This window comes from Viridibacillus sp. KH_047 (assembly GCF_057838945.1).
The window spans coordinates 326,767-350,880 of record NZ_CM174479.1 but is presented as its reverse complement, the minus strand read 5'-3'; the positions used below and the strand labels follow the sequence as shown (position 1 = coordinate 350,880).

Annotated in this window: 22 protein-coding genes; 7 read left to right on the top strand and 15 right to left on the bottom strand. The window is 36.6% G+C overall.

The features are described 5' to 3' along the window. Nucleotides 1-19 precede the first annotated feature (19 nt). Both AC3IS5_RS01835 and acpS read right to left on the bottom strand, forming a co-directional pair. Complete coding sequence (locus tag AC3IS5_RS01835; RefSeq protein WP_489426332.1) at nt 20-1,189, bottom strand: LolA family protein; 1,170 nt, start codon at nt 1,187-1,189, stop codon at nt 20-22. A 57-nt stretch (nt 1,190-1,246) separates the two neighbouring features. Further along, complete coding sequence (acpS, locus tag AC3IS5_RS01830) at nt 1,247-1,600, bottom strand: holo-ACP synthase (protein WP_053419214.1); 354 nt, start codon at nt 1,598-1,600, stop codon at nt 1,247-1,249. A gap of 67 nt (nt 1,601-1,667) precedes the next feature. Between acpS and AC3IS5_RS01825 the strand changes: the two genes are divergently transcribed. Further along, the gene (locus AC3IS5_RS01825; protein WP_489426331.1) at nt 1,668-2,282 is read left to right on the top strand and encodes a rhomboid family intramembrane serine protease; all 615 of its coding nucleotides are present in this window, start codon (nt 1,668-1,670) and stop codon (nt 2,280-2,282) included. Nucleotides 2,283-2,319: 37 nt separating this feature from the next. On the opposite strand, the gene AC3IS5_RS01820 is transcribed toward AC3IS5_RS01825, so the two are convergent. From AC3IS5_RS01820 to AC3IS5_RS01790, 7 genes are all read right to left on the bottom strand, one after another. Next, nucleotides 2,320-3,897, bottom strand: a complete 1,578-nt coding sequence (locus AC3IS5_RS01820; protein WP_489426330.1) for a PH domain-containing protein — start codon at nt 3,895-3,897, stop codon at nt 2,320-2,322. Then, the gene (locus tag AC3IS5_RS01815; RefSeq protein WP_489426329.1) at nt 3,890-4,369 is read right to left on the bottom strand and encodes a PH domain-containing protein; all 480 of its coding nucleotides are present in this window, start codon (nt 4,367-4,369) and stop codon (nt 3,890-3,892) included. Before AC3IS5_RS01815 ends, AC3IS5_RS01820 begins: the two co-directional genes overlap by 8 nt. 172 nt (nt 4,370-4,541) lie before the next feature. Further along, on the bottom strand, nt 4,542-6,116 hold the full coding sequence (gene cshA, locus AC3IS5_RS01810) for a degradosome RNA helicase CshA (RefSeq protein WP_489426328.1): 1,575 nt from the start codon (nt 6,114-6,116) through the stop codon (nt 4,542-4,544). A 342-nt stretch (nt 6,117-6,458) separates the two neighbouring features. After that, entirely contained in the window at nt 6,459-7,148 is a 690-nt protein-coding gene (locus AC3IS5_RS01805; RefSeq protein ID WP_489426327.1) for an alpha/beta hydrolase, read from the bottom strand. Between the two features lie 95 nt (nt 7,149-7,243). Next, complete coding sequence (locus tag AC3IS5_RS01800) at nt 7,244-8,611, bottom strand: UDP-N-acetylmuramoyl-tripeptide--D-alanyl-D-alanine ligase (RefSeq protein WP_489426326.1); 1,368 nt, start codon at nt 8,609-8,611, stop codon at nt 7,244-7,246. A 20-nt stretch (nt 8,612-8,631) separates the two neighbouring features. Further along, nucleotides 8,632-9,702, bottom strand: coding sequence for a D-alanine--D-alanine ligase (locus AC3IS5_RS01795; protein WP_489426325.1), 1,071 nt, complete (start codon nt 9,700-9,702; stop codon nt 8,632-8,634). 213 nt (nt 9,703-9,915) lie between these two features. Further along, nucleotides 9,916-10,674: a hypothetical protein gene (locus AC3IS5_RS01790; protein WP_489426324.1), complete on the bottom strand. Its 759-nt coding sequence runs from the start codon at nt 10,672-10,674 to the stop codon at nt 9,916-9,918. Between the two features lie 147 nt (nt 10,675-10,821). On the opposite strand from AC3IS5_RS01790, the gene AC3IS5_RS01785 reads away from it, so the two are divergent. Beyond that, nucleotides 10,822-12,015: an FtsW/RodA/SpoVE family cell cycle protein gene (locus AC3IS5_RS01785; protein WP_489426323.1), complete on the top strand. Its 1,194-nt coding sequence runs from the start codon at nt 10,822-10,824 to the stop codon at nt 12,013-12,015. A 92-nt stretch (nt 12,016-12,107) separates the two neighbouring features. Here the strand turns inward: AC3IS5_RS01785 and AC3IS5_RS01780 are convergent, their stop codons facing one another. Continuing rightward, nucleotides 12,108-12,245 carry an Lmo0850 family protein gene (locus AC3IS5_RS01780; protein ID WP_164491933.1) on the bottom strand — a complete coding sequence of 46 codons (138 nt, stop codon included), beginning with the start codon at nt 12,243-12,245 and terminating at the stop codon, nt 12,108-12,110. Nucleotides 12,246-12,576: 331 nt separating this feature from the next. Here AC3IS5_RS01780 and AC3IS5_RS01775 point away from each other — a divergent pair, with 331 nt between their 5' ends. The 3 genes from AC3IS5_RS01775 to AC3IS5_RS01765 all read left to right on the top strand — a co-directional run bounded on the left by AC3IS5_RS01775 (nt 12,577) and on the right by AC3IS5_RS01765 (nt 14,642). Continuing rightward, a complete protein-coding gene (locus AC3IS5_RS01775; protein WP_053419204.1) occupies nt 12,577-12,885 on the top strand; it encodes a metal-sensing transcriptional repressor in 309 nt (102 codons plus the stop codon). A 12-nt stretch (nt 12,886-12,897) separates the two neighbouring features. Beyond that, nucleotides 12,898-13,125, top strand: a complete 228-nt coding sequence (locus tag AC3IS5_RS01770; RefSeq protein ID WP_489426322.1) for a copper ion binding protein — start codon at nt 12,898-12,900, stop codon at nt 13,123-13,125. Between the two features lie 353 nt (nt 13,126-13,478). After that, nucleotides 13,479-14,642, top strand: coding sequence for an MFS transporter (locus AC3IS5_RS01765; protein WP_489426321.1), 1,164 nt, complete (start codon nt 13,479-13,481; stop codon nt 14,640-14,642). A 20-nt stretch (nt 14,643-14,662) separates the two neighbouring features. Here AC3IS5_RS01765 and AC3IS5_RS01760 read toward each other — a convergent pair whose 3' ends face one another. Then, a complete protein-coding gene (locus AC3IS5_RS01760) occupies nt 14,663-15,967 on the bottom strand; it encodes an MFS transporter (protein ID WP_489426320.1) in 1,305 nt (434 codons plus the stop codon). 151 nt (nt 15,968-16,118) lie between these two features. Here AC3IS5_RS01760 and AC3IS5_RS01755 point away from each other — a divergent pair, with 151 nt between their 5' ends. Continuing rightward, complete coding sequence (locus AC3IS5_RS01755; RefSeq protein ID WP_489426319.1) at nt 16,119-17,336, top strand: helix-turn-helix domain-containing protein; 1,218 nt, start codon at nt 16,119-16,121, stop codon at nt 17,334-17,336. 48 nt (nt 17,337-17,384) lie between these two features. Here the strand turns inward: AC3IS5_RS01755 and AC3IS5_RS01750 are convergent, their stop codons facing one another. The 3 genes from AC3IS5_RS01750 to AC3IS5_RS01740 form a co-directional block, all read right to left on the bottom strand. Continuing rightward, nucleotides 17,385-18,956 (bottom strand): aminotransferase class V-fold PLP-dependent enzyme, encoded by a 1,572-nt coding sequence (locus tag AC3IS5_RS01750; protein ID WP_489426318.1) that lies wholly within the window; start codon nt 18,954-18,956, stop codon nt 17,385-17,387. 154 nt (nt 18,957-19,110) lie between these two features. Next, nucleotides 19,111-20,109 (bottom strand): DUF4097 family beta strand repeat-containing protein, encoded by a 999-nt coding sequence (locus tag AC3IS5_RS01745; RefSeq protein WP_489426317.1) that lies wholly within the window; start codon nt 20,107-20,109, stop codon nt 19,111-19,113. Between the two features lie 139 nt (nt 20,110-20,248). Then, nucleotides 20,249-21,640 carry an L-cystine transporter gene (locus tag AC3IS5_RS01740; RefSeq protein WP_489426316.1) on the bottom strand — a complete coding sequence of 464 codons (1,392 nt, stop codon included), beginning with the start codon at nt 21,638-21,640 and terminating at the stop codon, nt 20,249-20,251. A 177-nt stretch (nt 21,641-21,817) separates the two neighbouring features. On the opposite strand from AC3IS5_RS01740, the gene cls reads away from it, so the two are divergent. Continuing rightward, on the top strand, nt 21,818-23,272 hold the full coding sequence (gene cls / locus AC3IS5_RS01735; protein ID WP_489426315.1) for a cardiolipin synthase: 1,455 nt from the start codon (nt 21,818-21,820) through the stop codon (nt 23,270-23,272). A 54-nt stretch (nt 23,273-23,326) separates the two neighbouring features. Here cls and AC3IS5_RS01730 read toward each other — a convergent pair whose 3' ends face one another. Next, on the bottom strand, nt 23,327-24,082 hold the full coding sequence (locus AC3IS5_RS01730) for a M15 family metallopeptidase (RefSeq protein ID WP_489426314.1): 756 nt from the start codon (nt 24,080-24,082) through the stop codon (nt 23,327-23,329). Between the last annotated feature and the right edge of the window lie 32 nt (nt 24,083-24,114).

Here is a 24,114-nt window from a genome sequence, read left to right as displayed (position 1 = left end):
GGTCAGGTCAAATGTTTCATCATTTTACTTCGCCATTTACCATAGATGATGCAACTTCCACCATCTCTTCACGAGTTAAAGAATTTGTCGCTATAAAGAAAGATACCCCATTTTTCTCCCAGCTAATCGAATTATCTGTAATTGCTCCAATAGTAAACCCTAAATCAGCAGGATCTCCTGGTGCAAATACCGGAACAGAGAGTGGATTTGTATTAGCAGCTTGTTCAATCACTGTGAATGGCTTGTCACCTTCGAATGTCAAAATTCTTCTTTCACCATCTGCACTTGCAACTGTTTTTTCATCAGTCAGTTTGACATTATCCCATTTAAGAACTGGGTAATGTGTTTGGAATTCAGGATTTTCAATTTCAGCTCCTGCTTGTGCATCACCCGTTACGCTTTTAGTCCCTGCTTTGTCTTCTCCAGTTGTATTCTCTGATGTTTTTCCAGAGTCATCTTTAGCATTTTCTTTTTCAGTTGTGGTTCCGTCAGCTTTTTCATCAGTTGCATTTTCTTTTGTTGCTGTTCCATCAGTTGTCCCTTTATCATTCGCGCCTTTTTTAGAGAAATCCTCTACTGCATAGTCTGTACCTTTTCTTGACGTTCCAAGCGAGATTTTCTTGAATGTAATAACAATTTGTTCTTCCTTCGCTTCATTTAATACCGAAACTTTAGTTGGAAGTAATGTCTTTTTATCAATAAAGATTTGCTGATAAGGTAACATCTTCGAATGATTATTACGTGTCTTGACTTCAAAGACATAAGACTTGTCTGATTCTGTCATCTTCGCATTCTCGTCAGCTTTTAAATCTTCAGCAAGTGCACCGATTAAGTAAGCCTGACTATTTTGTTTCGGCCAATCACTTTGGAATTTATACGTCTTTTTCATAGAGGGTGTTACAACAAATACACCATTTTCATTACGAATAATCATTTGCGAATCTTTTTCACCTTGTTGTGCAACGGCTACACGATAAAAATCAGGTTTTGTATGCCATACATTGACATCATAAGTACGAGGTTCTGCACCTGATTTAATCTCCATTTGAGCAGTCAAATCATACCCCTTAGTTTCAGTCCATTTATTACTCGTTTTTTTCAAAACTGCTTCCTTTGAATTTGAACCACAAGCTCCCAAAACCAGTGATACAATCATAAGTAACGCAACTACTATAAAACGTTTTCGCAATTTCCCATCCCTTCTCAATTCTATCCGTTAAGATATCTTATGAAACAAGCTAAGCGTTTATGCTAGAAGGATTACTTGAGCTGCAGCATATTCTTTTGAATGGGTTATACTAACATAACCATCTACACTTTTCCCTTTAAAATAAAGAGTCGGTTGACCCAACTGATTAGGTAAGACTTCGATGTCTAGAAAGCCACAACTCTTACCAATACCCGTTCCATTTGCTTTTGAGTAAGCTTCTTTAGCAGAGAATCTCCCAGCTAAGAATTCCATTTGGCGGCGTGCTTTTAATGTATCAAAAATAGCGAGTTCCTTATTTGTTAAAATACGCTGTCTAAATTTTTCACTGAGATCATTGGATCGTTTGACACGTTTGATTTCGACGATATCTAATCCGATTCCTTTTATCATATAAGGTTCTCCTTTCTTTCATTAGCTAAAACAATGTATAATAATTATACAAAATTGAGGTGAATAGATGTTTAATCGTAGAGAAAATTTTTCACAGTACATAAAATACTACCCTGTCGTCTCATTAATAATTGCACTGAATATTTTAGTCTATGCAATGGGTGTTATACCTATCGTTGGAGATAACGTATTCAACTTAGGTGCCGGTGCAAACTTTTTAATTGCCGACGGGGAATATTGGCGACTAGTGACTCCAATCTTCCTTCATGCAGGTTTTCTACACTTGCTATTTAATATGTTCTGGCTTTATTTATTTGGTCCTGAACTCGAAAAAATTGCAGGGAAGATGAGATTCTTCACCATCTATTTTTTCGCAGGACTTTTAGGTAATGTAGCAACCTATTTAATACAGCCACCAAACTACATCAGTGTTGGAGCTAGTGGTGCGATATTTGGTATTTTCGGTGCATTTGCTGCACTAGTCTATTATACAAGAAATACCATGCCGCAATTAAAGCAAACATTCATGCCTATTATCATCGTTAGTATTATAATGACATTCCTACAATCCAATGTTAATGCAACTGCACACATTGTTGGTTTGCTAACTGGTTTCGTTATCGGTCTAATCGACTTCCATCCACGCAGAATTTTAAATTGGCGGATAAAAAAGAAAAAATAATAAAAGCTGTTGAGTTTCTTACTCAACAGCTTTTTTCTTATGGCCCATAAACCTGCCGTTCATCATGAACCTGTTTCGTATTCGGTTTATACCAAGCCATTATTTTTTCCATATCATTTTTTTCAAAATGAGCAATCACAGCTGATGACCCCATTGAACCTGACATAATCGTCGTTCCAATTGAAGCAACACCTTTTTTTCTTTGGAAATACGTTTGTCGCAAACTCATCTGCTGAATACGTTTTTTCTCCATGAAGATTGTTGTCCTACTAAATGAACGATAACTAATTGTTAGTTGATGCCCCTCTACAGAATAGCCTGCAGTCTTATGCTGCCACATGCCAAGTAACATCGCTAACGGAATAATGATTAGTGACAATAATCCATAAGGGAAGAAAAAGTAACTTACTAACGCTATTAATGGTAGCATCCATAAAAAATCTATGCGATAGTAAAATGGACGACCTTTTTTAGGAGAGCGTTTTAACATTGGTAACCAATTGATTTCCGGGAACAATTGTTGTAATGGAGCTATTGCTTGGCCACTTTTCACAAGTGGCATAAGAATAATTTTCTTATCTTTATCAAGCACTGCACCTCCAGCACTTTCTACAACAACCGTTGCATAGCCAAACATTTGACGCAGTGGATTCTCTACAATTTTAATACCTTGAATTCGATTAATAGGAATAGTTATACGCTTTTTCTCTAATAACCCCCGCGTAATAATAAGCTTGTCATTTTCACGTTCAACAATGAACCCATAATTACTCAATAATGTTAGAACCACAGATAAGGCCCAAGCAACAAGTAACACAAAAAATATCACTAGCGCTATTAATAATACACCCACTTTAATAAATGCTTGAAACTCCCCATACAAATAATCATACGGAATAATATTTCCAAACTGCGATGCTATAGCTGCCAAACCTGAAAATACCACACCAACACCACCTGATGTAGTTGCTAAAACAAGTAAGTCCTTTATAGACATGTTGAAGATAACATCTCTTTGAATATTCTCTTCAATAAATTGTTTTTGTTGATTTGCGACTAGCTTGACATCAGCTTCAGATAAATAGTCATGACCAATTTCATCTACTGATTTGTTTAGGGTAGATACTTGTCGTTTCTCCTTCTTTGTCCGTTTCATCTCAATTTCAATCATATCTGCAGCAGTTCGCGTAATAGCAGTCAATTCCGCTTCTGCTTTCCCATCATTACTACCAGCTGTTTCTACACTGACCTTAACAAGCCCAAATGGTCGATGAAAGATTCCCTCTTGATAATTCAAGCTTTGAATCCGTTCAAATGGGATATAACGTTTCTTTTTCACGAAGAGCCCATACTCTACTCTCAGTTCACCATCTTCAAACCAGTAAACAAAGCGTCGCCATTTCACAATCCCACTAATTAAATTTAATATTAATAAGAGCCCAACAATCGCTAATGGTACGAGATCCGCCCAAAACTCTTCATCATGCGGATCTAAATTCAACTTAAATCCATTACTAACAAAAATAATGACAAACGGTAATATTAAATCCTTTAAACCTGTGATGAAATTTATAACAGCTGATATTGGGTGTAATTTAAATTTTTCATCAGACATCGTCTTCCGCCACCCTTGCTAATTCAGATATACGCGCTCGTAAATCATCTGCCTCAGCCATAACGAGAGCCGGAATTGTATGTGTTGTTGCTGCTGTTGAGATTGTCATTTCAGCTAATCCATAACGCTTTAATATTGGACCTTGAGAAGTATCAACATGTTGTACACGCACCATCGGCACTAATGTCCTAACAACAATAAACAGCCCATGTTGCACTTCAATTTCTTGTTCACGTACTTCGTAACGCCAATGATCCCAACGTATTTTAGGAAATAGATAAATAAATAAAAATGCAAAAACAAACGGCACTACTGCGCAGATTATGTATATCCACCAATACCATTCAAAAAACCACGTTAACGCTCCAACGCCTGCGACTATTAATAAAACAATTAGTGATTGAATGATACCGTAAACACGCCATACGGTTAGACCTTTTCTTGATATTTGATATTTTGGTTCTACACTCACTTTGTCCACCTCTCTTCTCTTATATCTCTTTTACGTTTGAATAGTAAGAAATGTTTCATTTATTTTCAGTCTACAGAGAGGCAGGTGAACTGTCCAATAGTTAAGTCTAAATCAATATAGAGTAAACAAAAAAGCTATCCCACCGAAATGGGATAGCTTTAATAAATAAATTTTAGTCTTCGCTACGTTTGCGTGGTGCACGAGTGCGTCCACCTTGGCTAGCTCCGCCTTCACGACGACCGCCACCTTCACGACGAGCACGATCTCCGCCACGTTCTCCACGGCTTCCACCGCGTTCTCCGCCACGTCCACCGCGTTCTCCACCACGACTGCTGCCGCCACTTGAGCGACCGCCACGGTAACCGCCACCGCCGCCGCTTGAGCGACCGCCACGACTACCGCCACCACCTGAACGTCCGCCACGTTGTGGTAATGGGCGTTCTTCAGTGATTTTGATTGGTGTATCATCAGGCTCTTTAGTCATTGATTTAATAGCTGCTGCTACTAAGTCAACAGCTTCGTGTTTAGCTAATAAGTCTTCTGCCATTGAACGGTAATCACTTAAGTGATTTTTCTCAACTAGTTCAGTTAATTGTTCTACTGCAAGAGCTTGTTGGCCAACTAAAGCTTCATCCGCTGTTGGTGGTTGAAGAGCTGTCATACGTTTTTTAGTTGTTTCTTCAACGATACGTAGGTAACCCATTTCACGTGGAGTTACAAATGTAATTGCCTTACCTGATTTACCAGCACGACCTGTACGTCCAATACGGTGAACGTAAGATTCTGGGTCTTGTGGAATATCGAAGTTATAAACGTGAGTTACACCTGAAATATCAAGGCCACGAGCTGCTACGTCTGTTGCAACTAATACATCAATTTTATTTTCTTTGAATTGACGTAATACTGAAATACGTTTCGCTTGGCTTAAATCACCATGAATACCTTCAGCAAGGTAGCCGCGAATGCTTAAAGCATGCGCTAATTCATCAACACGACGTTTAGTACGACCAAATACGATCGCTAATTCTGGTTGGTGAACATTTAAAAGACGAGAAAGGATATCGAATTTTTCGCGTTCTTGAGACTTAACGAAAAATTGTTCAATGTTTTCTACTGTCATTTCTTTAGATTTAATTTTAACCACTTCAGGGTCTTTCATGAATTTCTCAGCAATTTTACGAATCGGTCCAGGCATAGTAGCTGAGAACAGTAATGTTTGGCGTTCAGCTGGAACGTTTTCTAAAATTGTATTGATATCTTCAATGAATCCCATGTTTAACATTTCATCAGCTTCGTCTAACACAAGTGTTTGAACATTATCTAATTTCAATGTGCGACGGTTGATATGGTCAAGAATACGACCAGGAGTACCAACAATAATTTGTGGTTTATTTTTAAGAGCACGGATTTGGCGACCAATATCCTGTCCACCATATACTGATAAAATTCGTGCACGTGTATCATAACCAATTTTATGAAGTTCTTCAGAAACTTGGATTGCTAATTCGCGAGTTGGGGCAATAATTAAGCCTTGGATTGCAGGATTATTGATATCAATTTTCTCGATAAGCGGAATACCAAACGCTGCAGTTTTACCAGTACCAGTTTGTGCCTGGCCGATAATGTCGCGTCCTTCTTTCGCAAATGAAATTGTACCTTCTTGGATTGGGGTTGCTTCTTCAAAGCCCATACGTGATAGGGATTTTTGAATAGAAGCGCTAACGTTTAATTCTGAAAAATTTGTCAAAGTTTCATTCTCCTTTTTGCTCATGCATTTGACAAATGGTTACATTTTCAGATGAAAATAGGGCAAATCGAGCCTTGTGAGAGGAACGTTTCCGTCTCTTAATATATCTCTGTTTAAGTTCCAGAGGAATTTTATATATATAAAGTAAAGCCCGGTCTTTGCCGAGCGGTTCAATTCTCGGGGAATTCTAACCCAAAAAAGAATAAACCGTAATGTTCAAAAAAAAGCACTCTCCATCATCTCGGAGAGTCTTCACACAAAATGTATCCATTGCTTTCAATAGTCTAACACGAGTAACCACACTATGCAATCAATATCCATCAGTCAAAATTATCAGTTTTTTTAATCTAACAAAAAGTTTAGTACAGATTGAAACCATTCATCCCTATCATCGCTATAGCAAATATGATGCTTGCCATTTGGTGAAAGTATTAATTGCTTTTTTGTAGACCCTAATCGGTCATATAAAAATTGTGCGGTTATTGCTGGCACTATTCCATCCACTTCCCCTTGCACTATACATATGGGGACTGTGATTTTTTCATAATACGGTTCTACTTTTCGCACTAAACGAAGAAATTCTAAAGTCGATGACATTGGTACATTGCTAATTTTATTGTCGTAGCGATGGTATAACTCATTTTGCTCGAGCTCCCCATGAAACAAATCGTTGGTCAATTCTTTAATATCTTTCAGCAATTGGCGGACGCTGATATATTTTGCCGCGGCGCTTAGTAATACCAACTTCTCCACTTCATAGCGTAACGCTAGATAAAGGGCTATTAATCCACCCATCGAAAAACCTACAACAATGACTACATCTACTTCTTTAGCTAACTTTTTATAAGCCAGTTCCGCATCCATTAGCCAATGTTCAGCTTTATAATTATCTAAATGTAATTCTTCACCATGTCCTGAAAGAGTCGGTACAAGAACCAGCCAATCAGTTTTCTGCTGTAAAAAATCAACAAATGGTTTTAATTCTTGTGGTCCACCTGTAAAACCATGAATACATAGCACGCCTGTAGTCATCACGTCACCCTCCGCTAATAGTGTACCCATTATTTTATAAGAAAAAAGCATCTAAAAGGAACTTAACCTTTTCAGATGCTTTTACAAATAAGATATTATTTAAACGCGTTCAATACATTTTCGAGCGCCATTCCACGTGAACCTTTTAACAAGACAATAGAATTTGCACCTGCATTCTCACGAAGGTGTTGAATGATTATTTCATAATCTTCTGCAGTCCATAATAGACGATCCGCTGGTAGATCATTTTTCAACTTATCGTATAGCCACTTCATACGTGGTCCAAATAAGCATACTTGATGGATGCTCTTACCATCAATTACCTCCGCAATTTCCTCATGGTACTGTTGCTCTAGCTCACCTAGTTCTAACATATCTCCAAGTACTACCCATTTATCTGAACGCATTTCTGTCGTTTGTAAAAACTGTAATGCTGCCTTCATAGAAGTTGGTGCTGCGTTGTAAGCGTCATTAATAAATAAGATGTCTTGCGCTCCATTTACTAATTGCATGCGCATATTTGTTAATGAAACCTTTTTTAAAGCTTCGCGAATTTGTTCGGCTGATAGCCCTACTTCACGCGCAATCAAAATCGCTACCAACGTATTTTTCACTTGGTGACTTCCTAATACTGAGATGAAGAAATCCTCATTCAACAAACCCTCAACAATAAACGAACTACCGTTTTCAGTTGTCGTTATATTAGTCGCCGTTATATCCGCTGAACCTTTCAGTCCAAATGATACTGCTTGTAAATCTTTTTGTTCCGTAACAAGTGGCTTAAGTAATGGCTCATCACCGTCATAGAACAACTTACCACCTGGTTGTAAACCTTGAACAATTTCAAACTTCGCTTTTGCAATGCCCGCTCTTGAACCAAGATCTTGCATATGCGCTTCTCCTATATTCGTGATAGCTGTGAAATGTGGTTTAGCTAATTTAGTCAAAAATTCAATTTCACCAAAACCACTCATTCCCATCTCGAGAATAGCAAAATCTGTATCTTCATCTAGTGATAAAATTGTTAACGGTAAACCTAACTCATTATTAAAATTTCCTTCTGTTTTTTGCACTTTGTAGTATGGTGACAACACACCTGCTACTAAGTCTTTTGTTGAAGTTTTCCCATTAGAGCCTGTAATACCGATAAACGTTGCACTGTGCTCTTGTCGATATGCTGATGCCATTTGTTGAAGTGCCTCTTCTGCATCATCTACAAAAAGTAATGGTAGGCCCGCAGGAGGATTCGGTTCATCCTTTAACCAAAACGATGCCGCTGCACCGTTCTCAAATGCTTGTGTTACATAACGATGCCCATTTGTTTTTTCTCCTCGGAAAGGGATAAATAAATCTCCTGCTTGCAACGTACGTGTATTTATCGAGATTCCCGTCACAACAACGTCTTCTAATTGTTGTTGATCACAATTTAACCACTTTGCAATTTGCTTTAATGTTTTTTTCATTATCTCATCACACTCGCGTCTTATTGATATTGAAGCTGTTGTTTTTCGTCATGTCTTTCAATTGCCAGATCAATCAATTGTTCGATCAAATCTGAGTAAGTGACACCTGTATTTTGCCATAAAATCGGGTACATGCTGACAGGCGTAAATCCTGGCATCGTATTAACTTCATTAATAACAATATCATCTTCAGCTGTTACAAAGAAATCTGCGCGAACAAGACCTGAACAATCTAATACTTTAAATGCACGAATAGCCATATCCTTCATACGCTCTACAACATCAGTTGTTACTGGAGCAGGAATAATTAGACCTGTATTATTATCATTATATTTTGAATCGTAATCATAGAAGTCTGTTACTGGTTTGATTTCACCAGGTACGGATACTTTTGGTGAATCGTTTCCGAGTACTCCCATTTCTACTTCACGTGCAACGATTCCAGTTTCAACAATAATTTTGCGATCGTATTTTGAAGCAAGATCAATTGCTTTAATCAGCTCTTCGCGGTTAGATGCTTTACTAATTCCAACACTTGAACCTAAGTTAGCAGGTTTAACGAACATCGGCCAAGTTAGCTCTTCTTCCATTTTAGCAATTAATGCATCTTGATTTTTGTTCCACTCTTTACGGATGAAGTAGACATAAGGAACTTGTTTTAAACCAGCATGCTCGAATAATTGCTTCATCACTACCTTATCCATCCCTGCAGAAGAAGCTAAAACTCCATTGCCGACATATGGTAAGTTCAATACTTCCAATAAACCTTGCACTGTACCATCTTCCCCGTTTGTACCATGAAGCAATGGGAAAATAACATCAAATTCTTTTTCATCTTTATTTAATAAAAAGCTTGATACATCATTCGGAATGCTTTCCTGCGTACCTTTGCCTAATTGTAATTGCTCAATTGACTCTGCTGGCGCAGTTAACTGGTCTCCTTTTCTCCATTCGCCATCGCGTGTAATGAAAATCGGGAATACATCAAATTTATCAAAGTTTAACGCTTGAGTGACTGCTCTTGCTGTAGAAAGAGAAACATCATGCTCAGCTGATTTACCACCATATAATAAGCCTAATTTTTTTTTCATTTTATAAACGTCCTCCAGTTTGTTGTACTTTTAGTTTATCATGAACCAAAATGATTCATGAAATGATTTCATCTTGAAGAGTCGCAGGACTTTCAATCTTTTCTCACTAAAAATATCTTTACTTATAATAGCACTCTAGAAAATTTATGCATGCTAATATGAAAAAATTCTCCACAGAAATATCCGTGGAGAACCTTTTAAAATAGTCGGCACTCAATGAACTTCCATAATTTGCTCTGCCTTTTTCTTTAATATTGTATTTAACTCATCCCAAATTTCATCGGGGAAAGTTAAATCGGAAATATTGCGCAATTCTAAGACATATGCAAGGTCTGGCTTTTCAATTCTGTACATTGAAAACAATACACCATCCTTCACTTCCTCGCGAAAGCTCGAAAGCATTTCTTTCGTAAAAGTTGGTATACTGTCTTTTACTTTTCTTCTCCAAAATGTCGCAGGCTTTTCTTTTTCTTGAATAATGGCATTAAACAAATTAGCTAATAATTCTTCGACATCTTGTAAATCTCGAAAATAAATTTTAGACATCTTTTCATCTTCATTGGCCAAATATACGTATTTATTTTGTAACTGGTGATAAAACGGCGTACGGACAGGCTCTTTTTTATGACCGATATATAATAGCTCCGCCTGTTCTTGTGGCGTTAAAAGATTTAATCGTTTTTCGTCTGAGAAATCAATCCAGCAAAGCTCTTTTTTTGAATCTGAGGCTTTCTTTATAAACTTCCTGATACTTCTTTCTTCTACGAATTCTAACTGTGTATGCATATTAAATGAACCGTCTTCGTATTCATTTTTCAAGAGTAAAATATTTTGAAGCGGACCGACTGAAGAAACGAATTCTTGAAACGTTAAACCACTAAAAATGACAAATTGATTAAGCTCATTCATATGTACATATAAGTGGTGCAAAAAATCATCAGCAGCTCTCATTTTTTTTGCCAAGTCGATCACCTCATTTCCAACTCTCATTATAAGATGAATTATCATAATTTGAAACATTTGTGATTCGATTTCGTCACATCTTTATTATGAAGCGTGATACAATGATTTACGCTATAATGAAATGAGAAATGAAACTAAATAATTTAGGTGACGTAAATGAATACTAATAAAAAATTTTCCGATCGTTTTGACTGGACGCTCGCTTTTATAATGCTCCTATTTTGTATTATTAGTGTAACAGCTATTGCTTCAGCTCAAACTTCTGGTCAATATGCAGCAAACTTTGTAACTAAGCAATTATTTTGGTATTTTATCGGCGCATGTATCGTTAGTGCGATGATGTATTTTGAACCCGACCAGTACAAGAAAATGTCCTGGTATTTATATGGAGCTGGGATTTTCCTATTAGCTCTATTATTAATTGCCCCTGGTGGAGAAGGTCAAATTGCCGAACCACGAAATGGCGCGAAAAGTTGGTTCCATTTACCTGTAGGTGATATTCAGCCTTCCGAATTTATGAAAACATTTTTCATACTCGCACTCGCCCGAATGGTCAGTAAGCATCACGAAAAATACTCTATGAGATCTTTGAAAACAGATTTCATGTTATTAGGTAAAATTTTTGGCGTGTTATTAATTCCATTAGCATTTATTATGCAACAGCCTGATTTAGGCTCTGCGCTCGTATTCTTTGCTATTACTGCAGCAACTGTAATCGTAGCGGGGATATCTTGGAAAATCATTTTACCTATAGCAGGTAGTGCCGCAGCTTTAGGTGCTGGTTTATTATGGATGGCCCTTTATATGCAAGACTTCCTACAACATAAATTAGGTTTTAGCCCTTATCAATTTGCTCGAATCTATTCTTGGTTAGACCCTTATTCCTATGCATCTAGTGATGGCTATCACTTAATTTCATCCTTAAACGCTATTGGCTCAGGTGAAATTTTCGGGAAGGGTTTCCAAGGTCGTGAAGTATATGTACCTGAAAACCATACTGACTTTGTCTTTAGTGTGATCGGTGAAGAGTACGGCTTTATCGGAGCAAGCGTCGTTATTTGTTTATTCTTTTTCCTAATCTTCCATCTGACAAAGTTAACTTTGCAAATGAAAGACCCATTCTGTACATATGTTTGTGCTGGGATTATCGCGATGATAACATTCCATGTCTTTGAAAACATCGGTATGACAATTCAATTACTACCTATAACCGGTATTCCATTACCATTCATCAGTTACGGTGGTAGCTCAATGATGGGAAATGCACTGGCATTAGGCCTAGTATTCAGTATGAAATTCCATCACCGCACATATATGTTCGGAAATCATGATGAAGATGAAGAGTTTTAAAAATAATAGTAAAGCCCAGAGAAATTAAATTTTCTCTGGGCTTTTTTTGCAAATAAAAAAACTTCGACATCGTATAGTCGAAGCGGAGCATGTTAGTTTTGTGTTTGTGGTGATTGTTTTGGTGGTGCTATTGCTTTAAGTAATTCCAAGCGTGATTTTGTTGTCGTTGCTTTAACGCCAAGCTTTGATAAGTTAGAAACAATTTTAGTCAAATCTACTTCTCTTCCCATACTTTCCACCTCTTCTTTTCTTTATATTTAAGACGTAGTGTCCCATAAAAGGTTTCAACTACATCATACCCACTAATTAAGTATTTCATGCTTATTATTATAACATTTTTTCATCATCTGATACGTTTCAATATTGTTACATATATTAAGTGGAAGTAAATCATACTATACGATAAGCCTTATTGACAATTGTGTTTTCAAAATATTTATGCTACCTATTACTCTTTAGTTACCTTGAACAGTAATATTTAAACGAGGTATTTAAATCATTAATTTTGAATACCCCCCTATAGTATGATAAAATAACTTCATCAAACGTAGGAGGAACAAAATGACGAACGAATGTCACGATAACTCTTGTCGTAAAAGTCACCATCCAGAGCAAGTAAAAAAAGATTTAATCACTCGATTAAATCGCGCCGAAGGTCAAATTCGCGGTATTAAGGGCATGGTCGAAAAGGATGTTTACTGTGACGATATCATCACACAACTATCCGCAACACAATCAGCTTTAAATAGTGTCGCAAAAGTGCTCTTAAACGGACACTTAAAAGGCTGTGTAAAGGACAGACTAGCTGAAGGCGATGACGAAGTATTAGATGAACTTCTCACCACTATACAAAAACTAATGAGAAAATAAGGAGTATTTGATATGGCAAAAACAATTCAATTAAATGTAGAAGGCATGTCTTGTGGTCACTGTGTAAAAGCTATTGAAACTGACGTTAGTGCACTAGCAGGTGTAAATACTGTATCAGTAAACCTTCAAGAAAGCACAGTAGATGTAGCTTATGATAATTCGAAATTGGATAAAACAGACATTTCACAAGCAATTGAAGAGGCAGGATATGCCGTTAAGGGCTTAGTAGATCCTTCTTAACAGAAAACTTTTATCTTAATAATTTTTAAACACACATAAAACAACTGCTCCTAGCAGTTGTTTTTTATGTTCATAGAAAATATTTTTTATTCATACACCCACAAGTTGTCACAAATTACTCAGTCTTATCACATTATGATAACAAGGAAATTGTGCAACCTCAAAAGATCATCGTGTCACAATGGTTGTTGCATTAAATCCTTCATACTGCAACCAGAAAAACTATAGAATGGGTATAAGGAGCGTTCAATTCGATATATTCAAACGCTTCTTTACTTTATCTCTTATAGTTGTTTCTAAATTTATACAGCGTTAAAATGAACATACTTATGTTTATAGAAAGCAGGGATTATATGAAAAAATCCATCCTATTATTAATGTCCGTACAGTTTTTTGTTTATTTAGGATTTGGGTTAATCATTCCAATTTTGCCTGAGGTTGTAGTACAACAAGGCTTTAACAAAATGCATGTAGGTGGATTATTAACAGTTTATTCTTTAGCAAGCTTCTTCACAGCGCCTCTTTGGGGTATATTATCAGATAAAATGGGTCGTAAAAAATTAATTTTAGTGGGGCTTCTTGGTTTCTGCACAAGTTTCTTATTAATTTCGTTCTTTATCGATTCACTTACAATGCTCTATGTCTCTCGTGTTGTCGGTGGGCTATTCTCGGGAGCACTTTATACGGCTGTCACAGGTTTTATAGGTGACATGTCTACAGAGGAAAATCGCAATAAGTACATGGGCTTCATGGGGATGTCAATCGGTTTAGGTTTCATCTTCGGCCCAGCTATTGGCGGATTACTTGGTCATTATAGCCTGAGCTTACCATTTACAGCCTCAGCCATTTTAATCTTCCTATTATTCATTTATGCAAGTATCGTATTAGTAGAACCCGAGCGACTTGGCGAAGCGAATAAACGTGCAATTGTTCCAAAAGGTGCTTCTACCCTTTTCAAATATCGAGTGCGGTACTTATTCCTATTTTCATTCGTTGTAACCTTTTTACTTGCGGGTGTTGAGTCAACCCTACAATTATTCCAAATGGATAAAATCAACATCACTTCAGCTCAACTTGGATCACTATTTTTATTTAGCGGCTTTGTAGATTTCTTAGTCCAAGGTGGTCTTGTTCGTCGAATTAAAGACGGGTCTGAAGCAAAATGGTTAATGATTGCTCAAATTATTACAGCATGCGGTTTATTACTATTTCCCTTTACAACAAGCCTTACTTTCGCGGGATTTGCGCTATGTGTCTTCACAGCAGGTAACGCTTTAGCAAGAACTTTAACAGTTTCGTTAACATCAAAAGAATCTGGCGGTAAATACGGAACAGCAGCTGGTATAACATATTCAATGGATAATATGGGGCGTATTATCGGCCCACTATTCTTCACTTGGGTTTTCACTATGCAAGCAAACTCAACATATTTTATTTCTGCATCGTTAGCTGTAGTAAGTATCCTAGTCATCCTGCTATTCAAATCAACTAAAAAAACATTACGTATTTCAGAATAAAAGTGAAAATCCAGCAACCATTACGGTTGCTGGATTTTTTCTGTCAATTTAAATGACTTTGTTTCTTTCGCTAATTCCGGATACGCCTCTTTTAGTACGGAGGATCTTAGCATATAAAGTGTTATGCCAATAAGGATAATACTTGAGCCGAGCAAGATCCACTGTGCGGGGAATTTATCAAATAATACCCCGAATAGCATTGTTCCAAGTGGCATCATCGCCATCGCCATTGTTTCTAGAATACCGAATACTCTACCACGATATTCTTCCTCTACTTCCGTTTGCATCATGACGCCAATTGGTGTATTCGTAAATACACCAAATACAGAAAAGCTTATAAAAATAGTTATATAGAAAATAACTATCCAAATATACGAGAACTCTATCAAAAGTGGAATAGTCATTAAACCTAATGATATGGCCATTAACAATATAGATCGTTTTGAAAATAATAACGGATATTTTACTTGCTTTCTTGTCGCAAAATAAATAGACGCTATAAGCATCCCTACTGCACCTGATGCCTCAATAATTCCAATATGTCGCGAATTCACATGTAATAATTGAACTAACACATAAGTTCCACCCACGCTCAAAGCCGAGAAGAAGAAGTTAATCCAAAGTGCAACCCATATAATAATTGAGACGACACGCTTTGTTTTTAAATATCTAAATCCTTCTTTAAAGCTTTGTAAAAAGCTCTCTTTATCTCCCTCACTTTTATCTTCCTTTTTTGTATACAATTTGAAATTCATTGTTGCTTCGAGTAAAAAAGCTGTAGCATATGCAGCCATATGAATTATTAAGAATACTTCTATCGAAACAAAACCATACATCATACCACCAAGAGCAGGACCACCAATTGCCGCTACTGATAATGAAGCTTGATTAAATGATGTAGCTTTTTGCAAACGTTCTCCATCAACTAAATTTGCAATAGAAGAAGAAAATGTAATGCCTATAAATGTTGAAGTAATTGAATAAATTGCTGTTGTAATATAGATCGCTGTTACTGACATCCCGAATATAGATGAATACGTAAGGAGTCCACCCATAGTTAATACGGTACAAGCTTGTGCACTTAATATGATAGGTTTCTTCGAATATTTGTCTGCCATCATACCTGCAATTGGTGCTAACAAAGTTCTAGGAACAATAGAACAAATCATATTCACAGCAAAAGATGTCGCTGATCCCGTCATCGCCAAAATATATAAACTAATACCAAACCCTAATACATTTGAACCCAATGAAGAAATCATTTTACTAATCGTAAAAGTCCATAAATGATAAGTCGCTTTTTTTAACTTTAACGCTTCATCCACTTGCCATCTCCACCTTTAGTTTAATTTAATTGAAATGTTTAATTTAATTAAACAAATAATACCACGGACTTGACTTCCATTGCAAGCTAAAGTTTAATATAATTAAACTAATTCAAAAAAATAGTGAGGTGTCTGTATGGAGACTCTTGGAATGCGTATACGTAAAATCCGCAAAGAGCGAAAGCTTACATTAGCAGAGCTAGCAGGCGACCGTTTAACAAAAGGTATGCTCAGTCTAATTGAAAATGATAAAGCCAATCCTTCTATGGATAGCTTGGCATATATTGCAGAACAGCTTGGCATTGAAGTAAGTGAATTATTAGAGGAAGTAAGTACTTCTGAATTGCGTGAACTGCTCGAGACAGTGAAAAAAGTGATAATCCATTCCAATGAGCAACAACGCGAAAGAATGGAACTTATTGAACCTTATTTAGAACGCCTCCCTGTTAGCTACGAGGCTGGACAACTATTAGTGCTCTATTCTAATGCAAAATATGATATAGATAAGGCCGATTGGGAAGAACCACTAGATCGTGCTATAAAAATGTTTAAGAAAATGAACTTGATGAATGACTGGCTTCGTGCCTATATATTAAAATCATCTACTGAATTCATTAAACATAATTATAAAAAGGCGCTGGATATATTACTAACAGTGAAAAAAGAAGTGGAATTAAATTACTATGTCATTGATGAACTAACTAGTCTCGATCTACTTTATATGGTAGCAGTTGAATATTTAGCTGTCGGCATGGCTGATGAAGGCTTTGTAGTAACGAATGAAGCAATAAAACTATCGAAAGAAAAGCGCATTTTCTACCGTATCGACGATCTCTATCGATTAGCAGCAGTCAAAGCAATGATGGATTACAATGAACAGGACTTGCAATATTATTTTAAAAAGCTGGAACAATATGCTGATTTTACAGAGGATGTTCCGACAAAAAGACTTTACCTTTCGATAAAAGCTCATTATTATAACACCTTTATTAAAGATTATGAAAAAGGAAATGAACTTGCGGAGCAATTCAAAGACTTAGATACAAGCGAAACGAACATGCCGTTGTACTTTTATTATCTTGAAAAAGGCAAATCATTATTCGGTATGAAGCGTTATAAAGACGCGCTCGAAATATTCAACCAGATTGGTGAGTTCTCTGAGTTCATACATCACCCTTACGATTTATCTATCCAATACGAATTATATGCTTATAAAGCTTTATGCTATGAGCAACAAGGACAATTAGCGAAAGCATTAGAAGAAGCTAAAATCGGTGTAGATTTAGTTAAGCCACTAATCGATACACCCTATAAGCAATTTATTAATGACACATACGAAAAGCTAAAAAAGAAAGCAGATGGGCGTTAGCGCCATCTGCTTTTTTGCGTTCTAGTTTTAACAGTTCAACTAGTCCATTCAACATTTAAGTTTTCTGTATTCCTTATACTTACTATACCATTTCTTAAAGCGTTCCCATGCTTCATCAAAGTCAGGTTGGATGATTGAAATTTGCACCCATCCGCGCTCTTTTAAATAAGCACTTTCGTAGTGTAAATGGAAACCATTCATCGCTGCGGCGTCTGCCATACTCGTTAAAGATTCATCTGCTTTCAATGTGACGATCATCGGATAGCCTTCTGTTGTTAAGAATGTAAAGTCACCATCTGTAGCTGCCTGTTGTAATTTTTTATATCGTGTTTGCAATAAATCGTAGCGATTTCCTTCAGTATAAGCTAGTAGCGCGCTGTTAAAACTCTCCATCAACTGCGCTGGATAAGTAAATGGAATATTATGATTAGAATAATTGCCTAAATCAATATACGATGGAAGTTGCTCACTTTTTGCAATAACATGATTTGAAAATACTACGGCTATACCACTCATTGTGCCGACTGCCTTACCACTAACCGCTGTTGCTATAAATACTTTCTCCATTGAAAAGTGATGTGTCCCAAAAGAACTTACACAATCCATACAAAGCTTTACATTATACGTCTGGCATAGATTTTGTACCATCTCTAGATTATTTAACATTCCAGTAGATGTTTCACCATGAGCCATTAATAGCCAATCAAAATCAGACTGTTTTAAAACACTTTCTAATTCTGCTTCGTTAAAAGATTCTCCCCAATCATAACGTAGCCAATCATGTTCTAAATGCCAACGCTCTGCCTGCTTTTGCAAGCGCTCTCCAAAGGCACCATTTGTAACAATTACTCCTCTTCCAGAGAGTTTGGTAAGCTGTGCAATCATTGCCTCATTCGCCAATGTGCCGCTTCCAAACAGCAAGTGTGCATAACGCGCCCCACTTAATGCTTCCAGTTTACCTCGCACCTGTCCGATTGTTCTAGAAAAAGAATAGGAACGATGAGATACTGGCGTCTTTAGTAAGGGCGCTTGAATAGCATCTGTCAGTTGGACTGGTCCTGGATAAAAGGAGTAACGTCGTTGCTTAAAACGACCTGCTAATGATTTCTCATAGCGCTCAGTCGTTAACACCATTGGGATAAATTTTGCATCATCTGCCCCAACTGGTTCTGAAAATGCCTCAAAGCCCATTTGCATATACAATTTTTCTTCGCGTACAGTACCAGAGATAACTGCAGCGCCATAGCCGTTTTCATAAGCATAGTCGATTAGAGCTCGTGTCAGCATAAAAAAGACACGACCATTACGATGCTCCTTCTTAACAGCTAACAATCGTACCTCACAAAGCTTCCCTAATAAAGCATCTGCAGGTAATAACTTTTCCACTGGACCAATCTTTTTATCTAAAGAGAAAGGTCGAGTATCCCGAAAAGCAACCATACCAACGAGTTCTTCATCCTTCAATACAACTAAGTACATATTTTCATGATGAAAAGCATCCACTCGTCGACCGCTAGGGTTTGGCTCATGCTGAGGGATTTCTTCTACAAATGTTTCGTAGTTAAGCTTGGCGATTTCATCAAATTCATGTTCTGTTTGCGCAATTTTACACCAATACATAGAAAAGCCCCTTTAACGTTTTACTATAATAACGAAATGTTTAAATAGAAGTTTCCATATAAATACTATTAACCACAAAACAGGAATATTTTCTACTACTTTCATTTTATAGCTAAATGGCTACGAAAAAAAGGAGGTAATTTCCCATTTTGTATTATTGTGCAATTAATTCGAAATCACCTGAATTTGTTCGGGATTTCACCATCGGGTTTCCGTTACCGATTTCCCCCAAAATTCGATGATCTTTTTTCTCTTTAAAAGTCATACCAGAATATATTACTGTCGCATCTCCTGAATCACTCATGAAATCTACACTTAAATTATCTGCCTTGTTTTTCAATATTACTGCCGTATCTCCACTTGCAGTACTAAGCGTTATATTTTCATTCAATGTTTTTACTAATACCGCAATATCTCCTGAGCTAGTTTTGGCTGTAATATCTCCAGATAAATAATCCGCTGCTATATCTCCCGATGTACTATTCATTACTATGCTCTTTGCTTTTACATCCTGAGTGCCTAAATCTCCACTAGATGTAGTTAGTTTTGCTTCACCATCTACGGTAATGCTTTGACCTGTAACATCTCCTGAAGTTGCATCCATTATAACTTTCTTCGCTTGCATATGTCGGACGCTTATATCCCCACTAGAAGTAGTTAATTCTATGTCACCATCTACAGTAATATTATTCCCAGCTATATCACCTGAAGCAGTATGAATAGCTAACCCTTTCGTAACAATATCCAAATACGCTACATCACCTGACGAAGTATTCACAGATATTTTTTCATACGTAGCTTTAGGCAATGCTACTTTTAAGTGGACTGACCCTCTATTGAAACTAAAAAAAGAGAATAATCTTTTAAATTTCGCTTCAGCTACAATAGTGCGATCAGTTTTCTTTACATCTAAAGAAATTTTCTTTGCCAAATTAGGAGTTGCTCTCCCTGATATAGTGAAAACCGCTTTATCCCCTTTACCTTCAACGACTTCAATATCAATCGACGAGCTTAACAACTCAATCGCATCTATATCTGTTACCACAATCTCCTTCTCGATAATCGCATTTTTCATTTTAAATCCACTAAAGTAATAAAAGCCACAAACTATAATTATTGCTATTAAAAATATACTTACCAATACTTTCTTCACAACAGCACCTCTTTCCTTTATTTTACTATACCAAATAGAAAGATATACCATATCAGACCAGAGACGTATTTAAAAAGGGGCGCTAGATGTAAAAAAAGCCTGATCTAATTAATATTAGAGCAGGCTTTCATTAAGTATATTAAATTTCAGTTAGTTCTTGTGATGTTTCAGTGTTATAAATACCTTTATCTAGTTCTCCTGTCACACGTGCAGTTGCAACACCTGCAGTCATTGAACCATTTACATTTAACGCTGTACGTCCCATATCAATTAATGGCTCAACAGAAATTAAAACACCTGCAAGGGCTACTGGTAAATTCATCGCTGATAAAACGAGAATTGCAGCGAATGTTGCACCACCGCCAACACCTGCCACACCGAATGAGCTAATTGCTACTACAGCAATCAATGTTAGAATGAATGATGGTTCTAGTGGGTTAATTCCAACACTTGGGGCAATCATAACAGCAAGCATAGCTGGATAAATACCTGCACACCCATTTTGACCAATTGACAAACCAAACGAACCTGAGAAGTTTGCAATCCCTTCTGAAACACCTAAACGGTTTGTCTGTGTTTGAATATTAAGTGGTAATGTACCTGCACTCGATCTTGAAGTGAAGGCAAATAATAATGTTGGCGCCACTTTTTTTACATAAGTAATTGGATTTAAACCTGACGCAGTCACAATCAATAAGTGAACAATGAACATTACGAACAACGCTACATATGAAGCGATAACGAATTTACCCATATTGTAGATTGCACCAAAATCTGATGTTGCAACTGTCGCTGCCATAATAGCCAAAATACCGAATGGAGTTAAACGTAAAACGATTTTTACAACCCCCATTACTAGAGCATAAATTGCATCAATTCCAACTTTTATTGTATCTGCTGTCTTTTCGTCTTGACGCTTAACTGCAATATAGGCAAACCCTAGGAACGCTGCGAAAATAACAACTGCAATTGTTGAAGAAGAACGTGCACCTGTTAGATCTAAAAATGGATTAGCTGGCAGTAAATCGATAATTTGTTGTGGTAATGTTTTTTCACTTATATCTGCTGATTTCGCAGTAATATCTTCACCGCGTTGCATTTCAGCATCACCTTGTACAATTTGCGATGCATCCAATTGAAAACCTACTGCTGATGTAATACCCACTGCCGCAGCTACTGCCGTTGTACCAACTAATATGAATAAAATAAGTCCAGCCATTTTACCAAAATTTTTGCCGATAATCACTTTCGTAAACGCTGAAAGTATTGAGATAAAGACTAATGGCATTGCAACCATTTGAAGTAATTTTACATATCCCGAGCCAATGATACTAAACCATCCAACAGAGTCCACTAATACTTGTGCATCAACACCATACGCAAAATGTAAGATTAAACCGTATGCAATCCCTAAACCTAGCCCAGCAAATACCCGTTTTGAAAACGATATTTGTTTGCGATGCATAATAACTAATAAACCAATGAGTAATAAAAGTACTATAACATTGAGAATTATCAATAAAATATTCATAGTAAATCCCCCCCAGTAAAATACAACATAATGATAAATATATAGAATACCATAAACCATTAATACCTATCGGTCAAGTAGGTTTTAAAGAAACTTATAGGCGGACTTTATATTCTTCTTTCTTATAGATTTATAAGATATACTAAAGAAAAGAAATTATGGAAGAAGGTGTAGCGTATGGTTGTAACAATCTTTTCATTTATGGTATCCCTCATCTTATCGTTGAACATCTTATTAGCAATCCCCATTATATTTTTAGAACGACGTGAGCCTTCCTCTACATGGGCTTGGATATTAGTCCTTTTCTTCTTCCCAGTAGGCGGTTTCATACTTTATTTATTATTAGGTCGCAAATTACGTAAAAAGCACCTTTTTCGATGGGAAGGTCGCAAGAAAATTGGGATTGAAAAACTAATCGATTATCAAATGGAAGCAATTGAAGATAGTACGTTTGAATACCGTTTAGATGATGCAGCTCATTATAAAGACCTTATTTATATGCACCTAAGTACAAATCATGCTGTACTAACACAAGACAACTCTGTGAAGATTTATTCTGATGGTGCTGAAAAATTTAAAGCTTTGCTAAAAGATATTGAAACTGCAAAGGACCATATCCATGTTCAATACTATATTTTCAAAATGGATAACTTAGGAAGACATATATACAAGGAATTAATAAAAAAAGCAAAGCAAGGGATACAAGTAAGAGTATTATATGATGAAATGGGTTCTAGAGGAGTACACAAGCGGCATTTCAAGGAGTTGATAGAGGCAGGTGGTGAGGTGGAAGTATTTTTCCCATCAATTTTACCTCTCATTAATCCCCGTTTAAATTACCGCAATCATCGCAAGCTTGTTATAGTGGATGGTCGAATAGGATACCTCGGCGGATTTAATGTCGGTGATGAATATCTTGGATTAAACAAAAAATTCGGCTACTGGCGTGACACACATTTACGTATAGAAGGAAGTTCTGTACATCCACTTCAAACTCGTTTCATTTTAGACTGGAATCAAGCATCTGATAACCAAGATATTGAATATTCTGATCGATACTTTCCTACCTTTTCCCGTAAAGGTGAAGTTGGTTTGCAAATAGTTTCTAGTGGACCTGATTCAGAATGGGAACAAATTAAAATCGGCTATGTAAAACTAATTGGTATGGCTAAGAAGTACGTTTATATCCAAACTCCATATTTCATTCCTGATGATAGTTTTATGGATGCAGTGAGAATTGCTTGTTTATCAGGAATTGATGTGCGTATTATGATTCCTAACAAACCTGATCATATGTTTGTTTACTGGGCAACCTATTCATATATTGGTCAACTCATTAAAGCTGGCGCTAAAATCTATATTTATGAAAATGGCTTCTTGCATTCAAAAATGATCGTCATCGATGATGAAGCCTCTACAGTAGGTACAGCTAATATTGACTTCCGAAGCTTCAAACTGAATTTTGAAGTAAATGCATTTATCTATGATCGAGAAACTTCCCATCAATTAGCAGAACTGTTTGAGCAAGATATGCAGTTAAGTACAGAATTAACACCCGAAAGATACGCTAACCGTTCTCGTATTATTAAAATGAAAGAATCAGTATCTCGGCTATTATCACCAATTTTATAAACAATAAAAGCCTTCTGAATTTATGTTCAGAAGGCTTTCCTATTATATAGCATTTTATTTTTCGATTTCTAAGTATTCTTCTAATGTACTTTTATTTTTATAGATATCTTTAGCAATATCTTTACCTACATATCGGAAATGCCAAGATTCATGCATATAACCTGTGACATCTTCTTTTCCTTCAGGATAGCGCATTATAAAACCATATTTATGGGCATTTTTTGCAAGCCATTTCCCTGCTGCGGTTGTACCGAAACCTTCATCAGCAAATAACTGTTCATTTCCTACCTCTCCAATATCAAAAGCTAACCCTGTTTGATGTTCAGAATAACCCGGACGAGCACTATACGTATCTGCAGCTTCTTTGCCATCCCTATTTACATAATTCGCATACAACTCAACTTGACGATCATAAGAACGATAAGTACTAAAAGCATTAAAAGTATATCCTTCAAGTACAGCTGCAGCATTTAATTCTTCAAAGGCTGCACGTGCTTCAGGATCTTCACCTGGAGCAAAATCAGCAGGTAAAGGATATCTTTTACTCGCTATTAACAAATTGCTTATATAAGTTGCTTCTTTTGGAAGCTCTTGTCCCACGATATAGCCACCAGCATCACGTACTACTTCTTGTTCATTCTTTTTTTGATCTTGCATTTCTAAATCCTCTTGGAATGTTTCAGTTGTTTTTGATGATTGTTCATCCTTATTTTCGGCATTTTCATTTCCACAACCTGACATCATTAGCGCAAAAACGGCAAATGAAGCCATCATCTTAAATGGAAATTCGATATGGTTATTTTTACTCATTACAAATCGATACCTATCCTTCTTTTGTATAT

Coding starts and splice junctions, on each gene's coding strand:
- AC3IS5_RS01765 (WP_489426321.1), top strand. CDS start 13,479: ATGAAAAAATCCATCCTATTATTAATGTCCGTACAGTTTTTTGTTTAT.
- AC3IS5_RS01820 (WP_489426330.1), bottom strand. CDS start 3,897: ATGTCTGATGAAAAATTTAAATTACACCCAATATCAGCTGTTATAAAT.
- cls (WP_489426315.1), top strand. CDS start 21,818: ATGGTTGTAACAATCTTTTCATTTATGGTATCCCTCATCTTATCGTTG.
- acpS (WP_053419214.1), bottom strand. CDS start 1,600: ATGATAAAAGGAATCGGATTAGATATCGTCGAAATCAAACGTGTCAAA.
- AC3IS5_RS01805 (WP_489426327.1), bottom strand. CDS start 7,148: ATGACTACAGGCGTGCTATGTATTCATGGTTTTACAGGTGGACCACAA.
- AC3IS5_RS01740 (WP_489426316.1), bottom strand. CDS start 21,640: ATGAATATTTTATTGATAATTCTCAATGTTATAGTACTTTTATTACTC.
- AC3IS5_RS01800 (WP_489426326.1), bottom strand. CDS start 8,611: ATGAAAAAAACATTAAAGCAAATTGCAAAGTGGTTAAATTGTGATCAA.
- AC3IS5_RS01825 (WP_489426331.1), top strand. CDS start 1,668: ATGTTTAATCGTAGAGAAAATTTTTCACAGTACATAAAATACTACCCT.
- AC3IS5_RS01785 (WP_489426323.1), top strand. CDS start 10,822: ATGAATACTAATAAAAAATTTTCCGATCGTTTTGACTGGACGCTCGCT.
- AC3IS5_RS01750 (WP_489426318.1), bottom strand. CDS start 18,956: ATGTATTGGTGTAAAATTGCGCAAACAGAACATGAATTTGATGAAATC.
- AC3IS5_RS01770 (WP_489426322.1), top strand. CDS start 12,898: ATGGCAAAAACAATTCAATTAAATGTAGAAGGCATGTCTTGTGGTCAC.
- AC3IS5_RS01730 (WP_489426314.1), bottom strand. CDS start 24,082: ATGAGTAAAAATAACCATATCGAATTTCCATTTAAGATGATGGCTTCA.
- AC3IS5_RS01795 (WP_489426325.1), bottom strand. CDS start 9,702: ATGAAAAAAAAATTAGGCTTATTATATGGTGGTAAATCAGCTGAGCAT.
- AC3IS5_RS01780 (WP_164491933.1), bottom strand. CDS start 12,245: ATGGGAAGAGAAGTAGATTTGACTAAAATTGTTTCTAACTTATCAAAG.
- AC3IS5_RS01775 (WP_053419204.1), top strand. CDS start 12,577: ATGACGAACGAATGTCACGATAACTCTTGTCGTAAAAGTCACCATCCA.
- AC3IS5_RS01755 (WP_489426319.1), top strand. CDS start 16,119: ATGCGTATACGTAAAATCCGCAAAGAGCGAAAGCTTACATTAGCAGAG.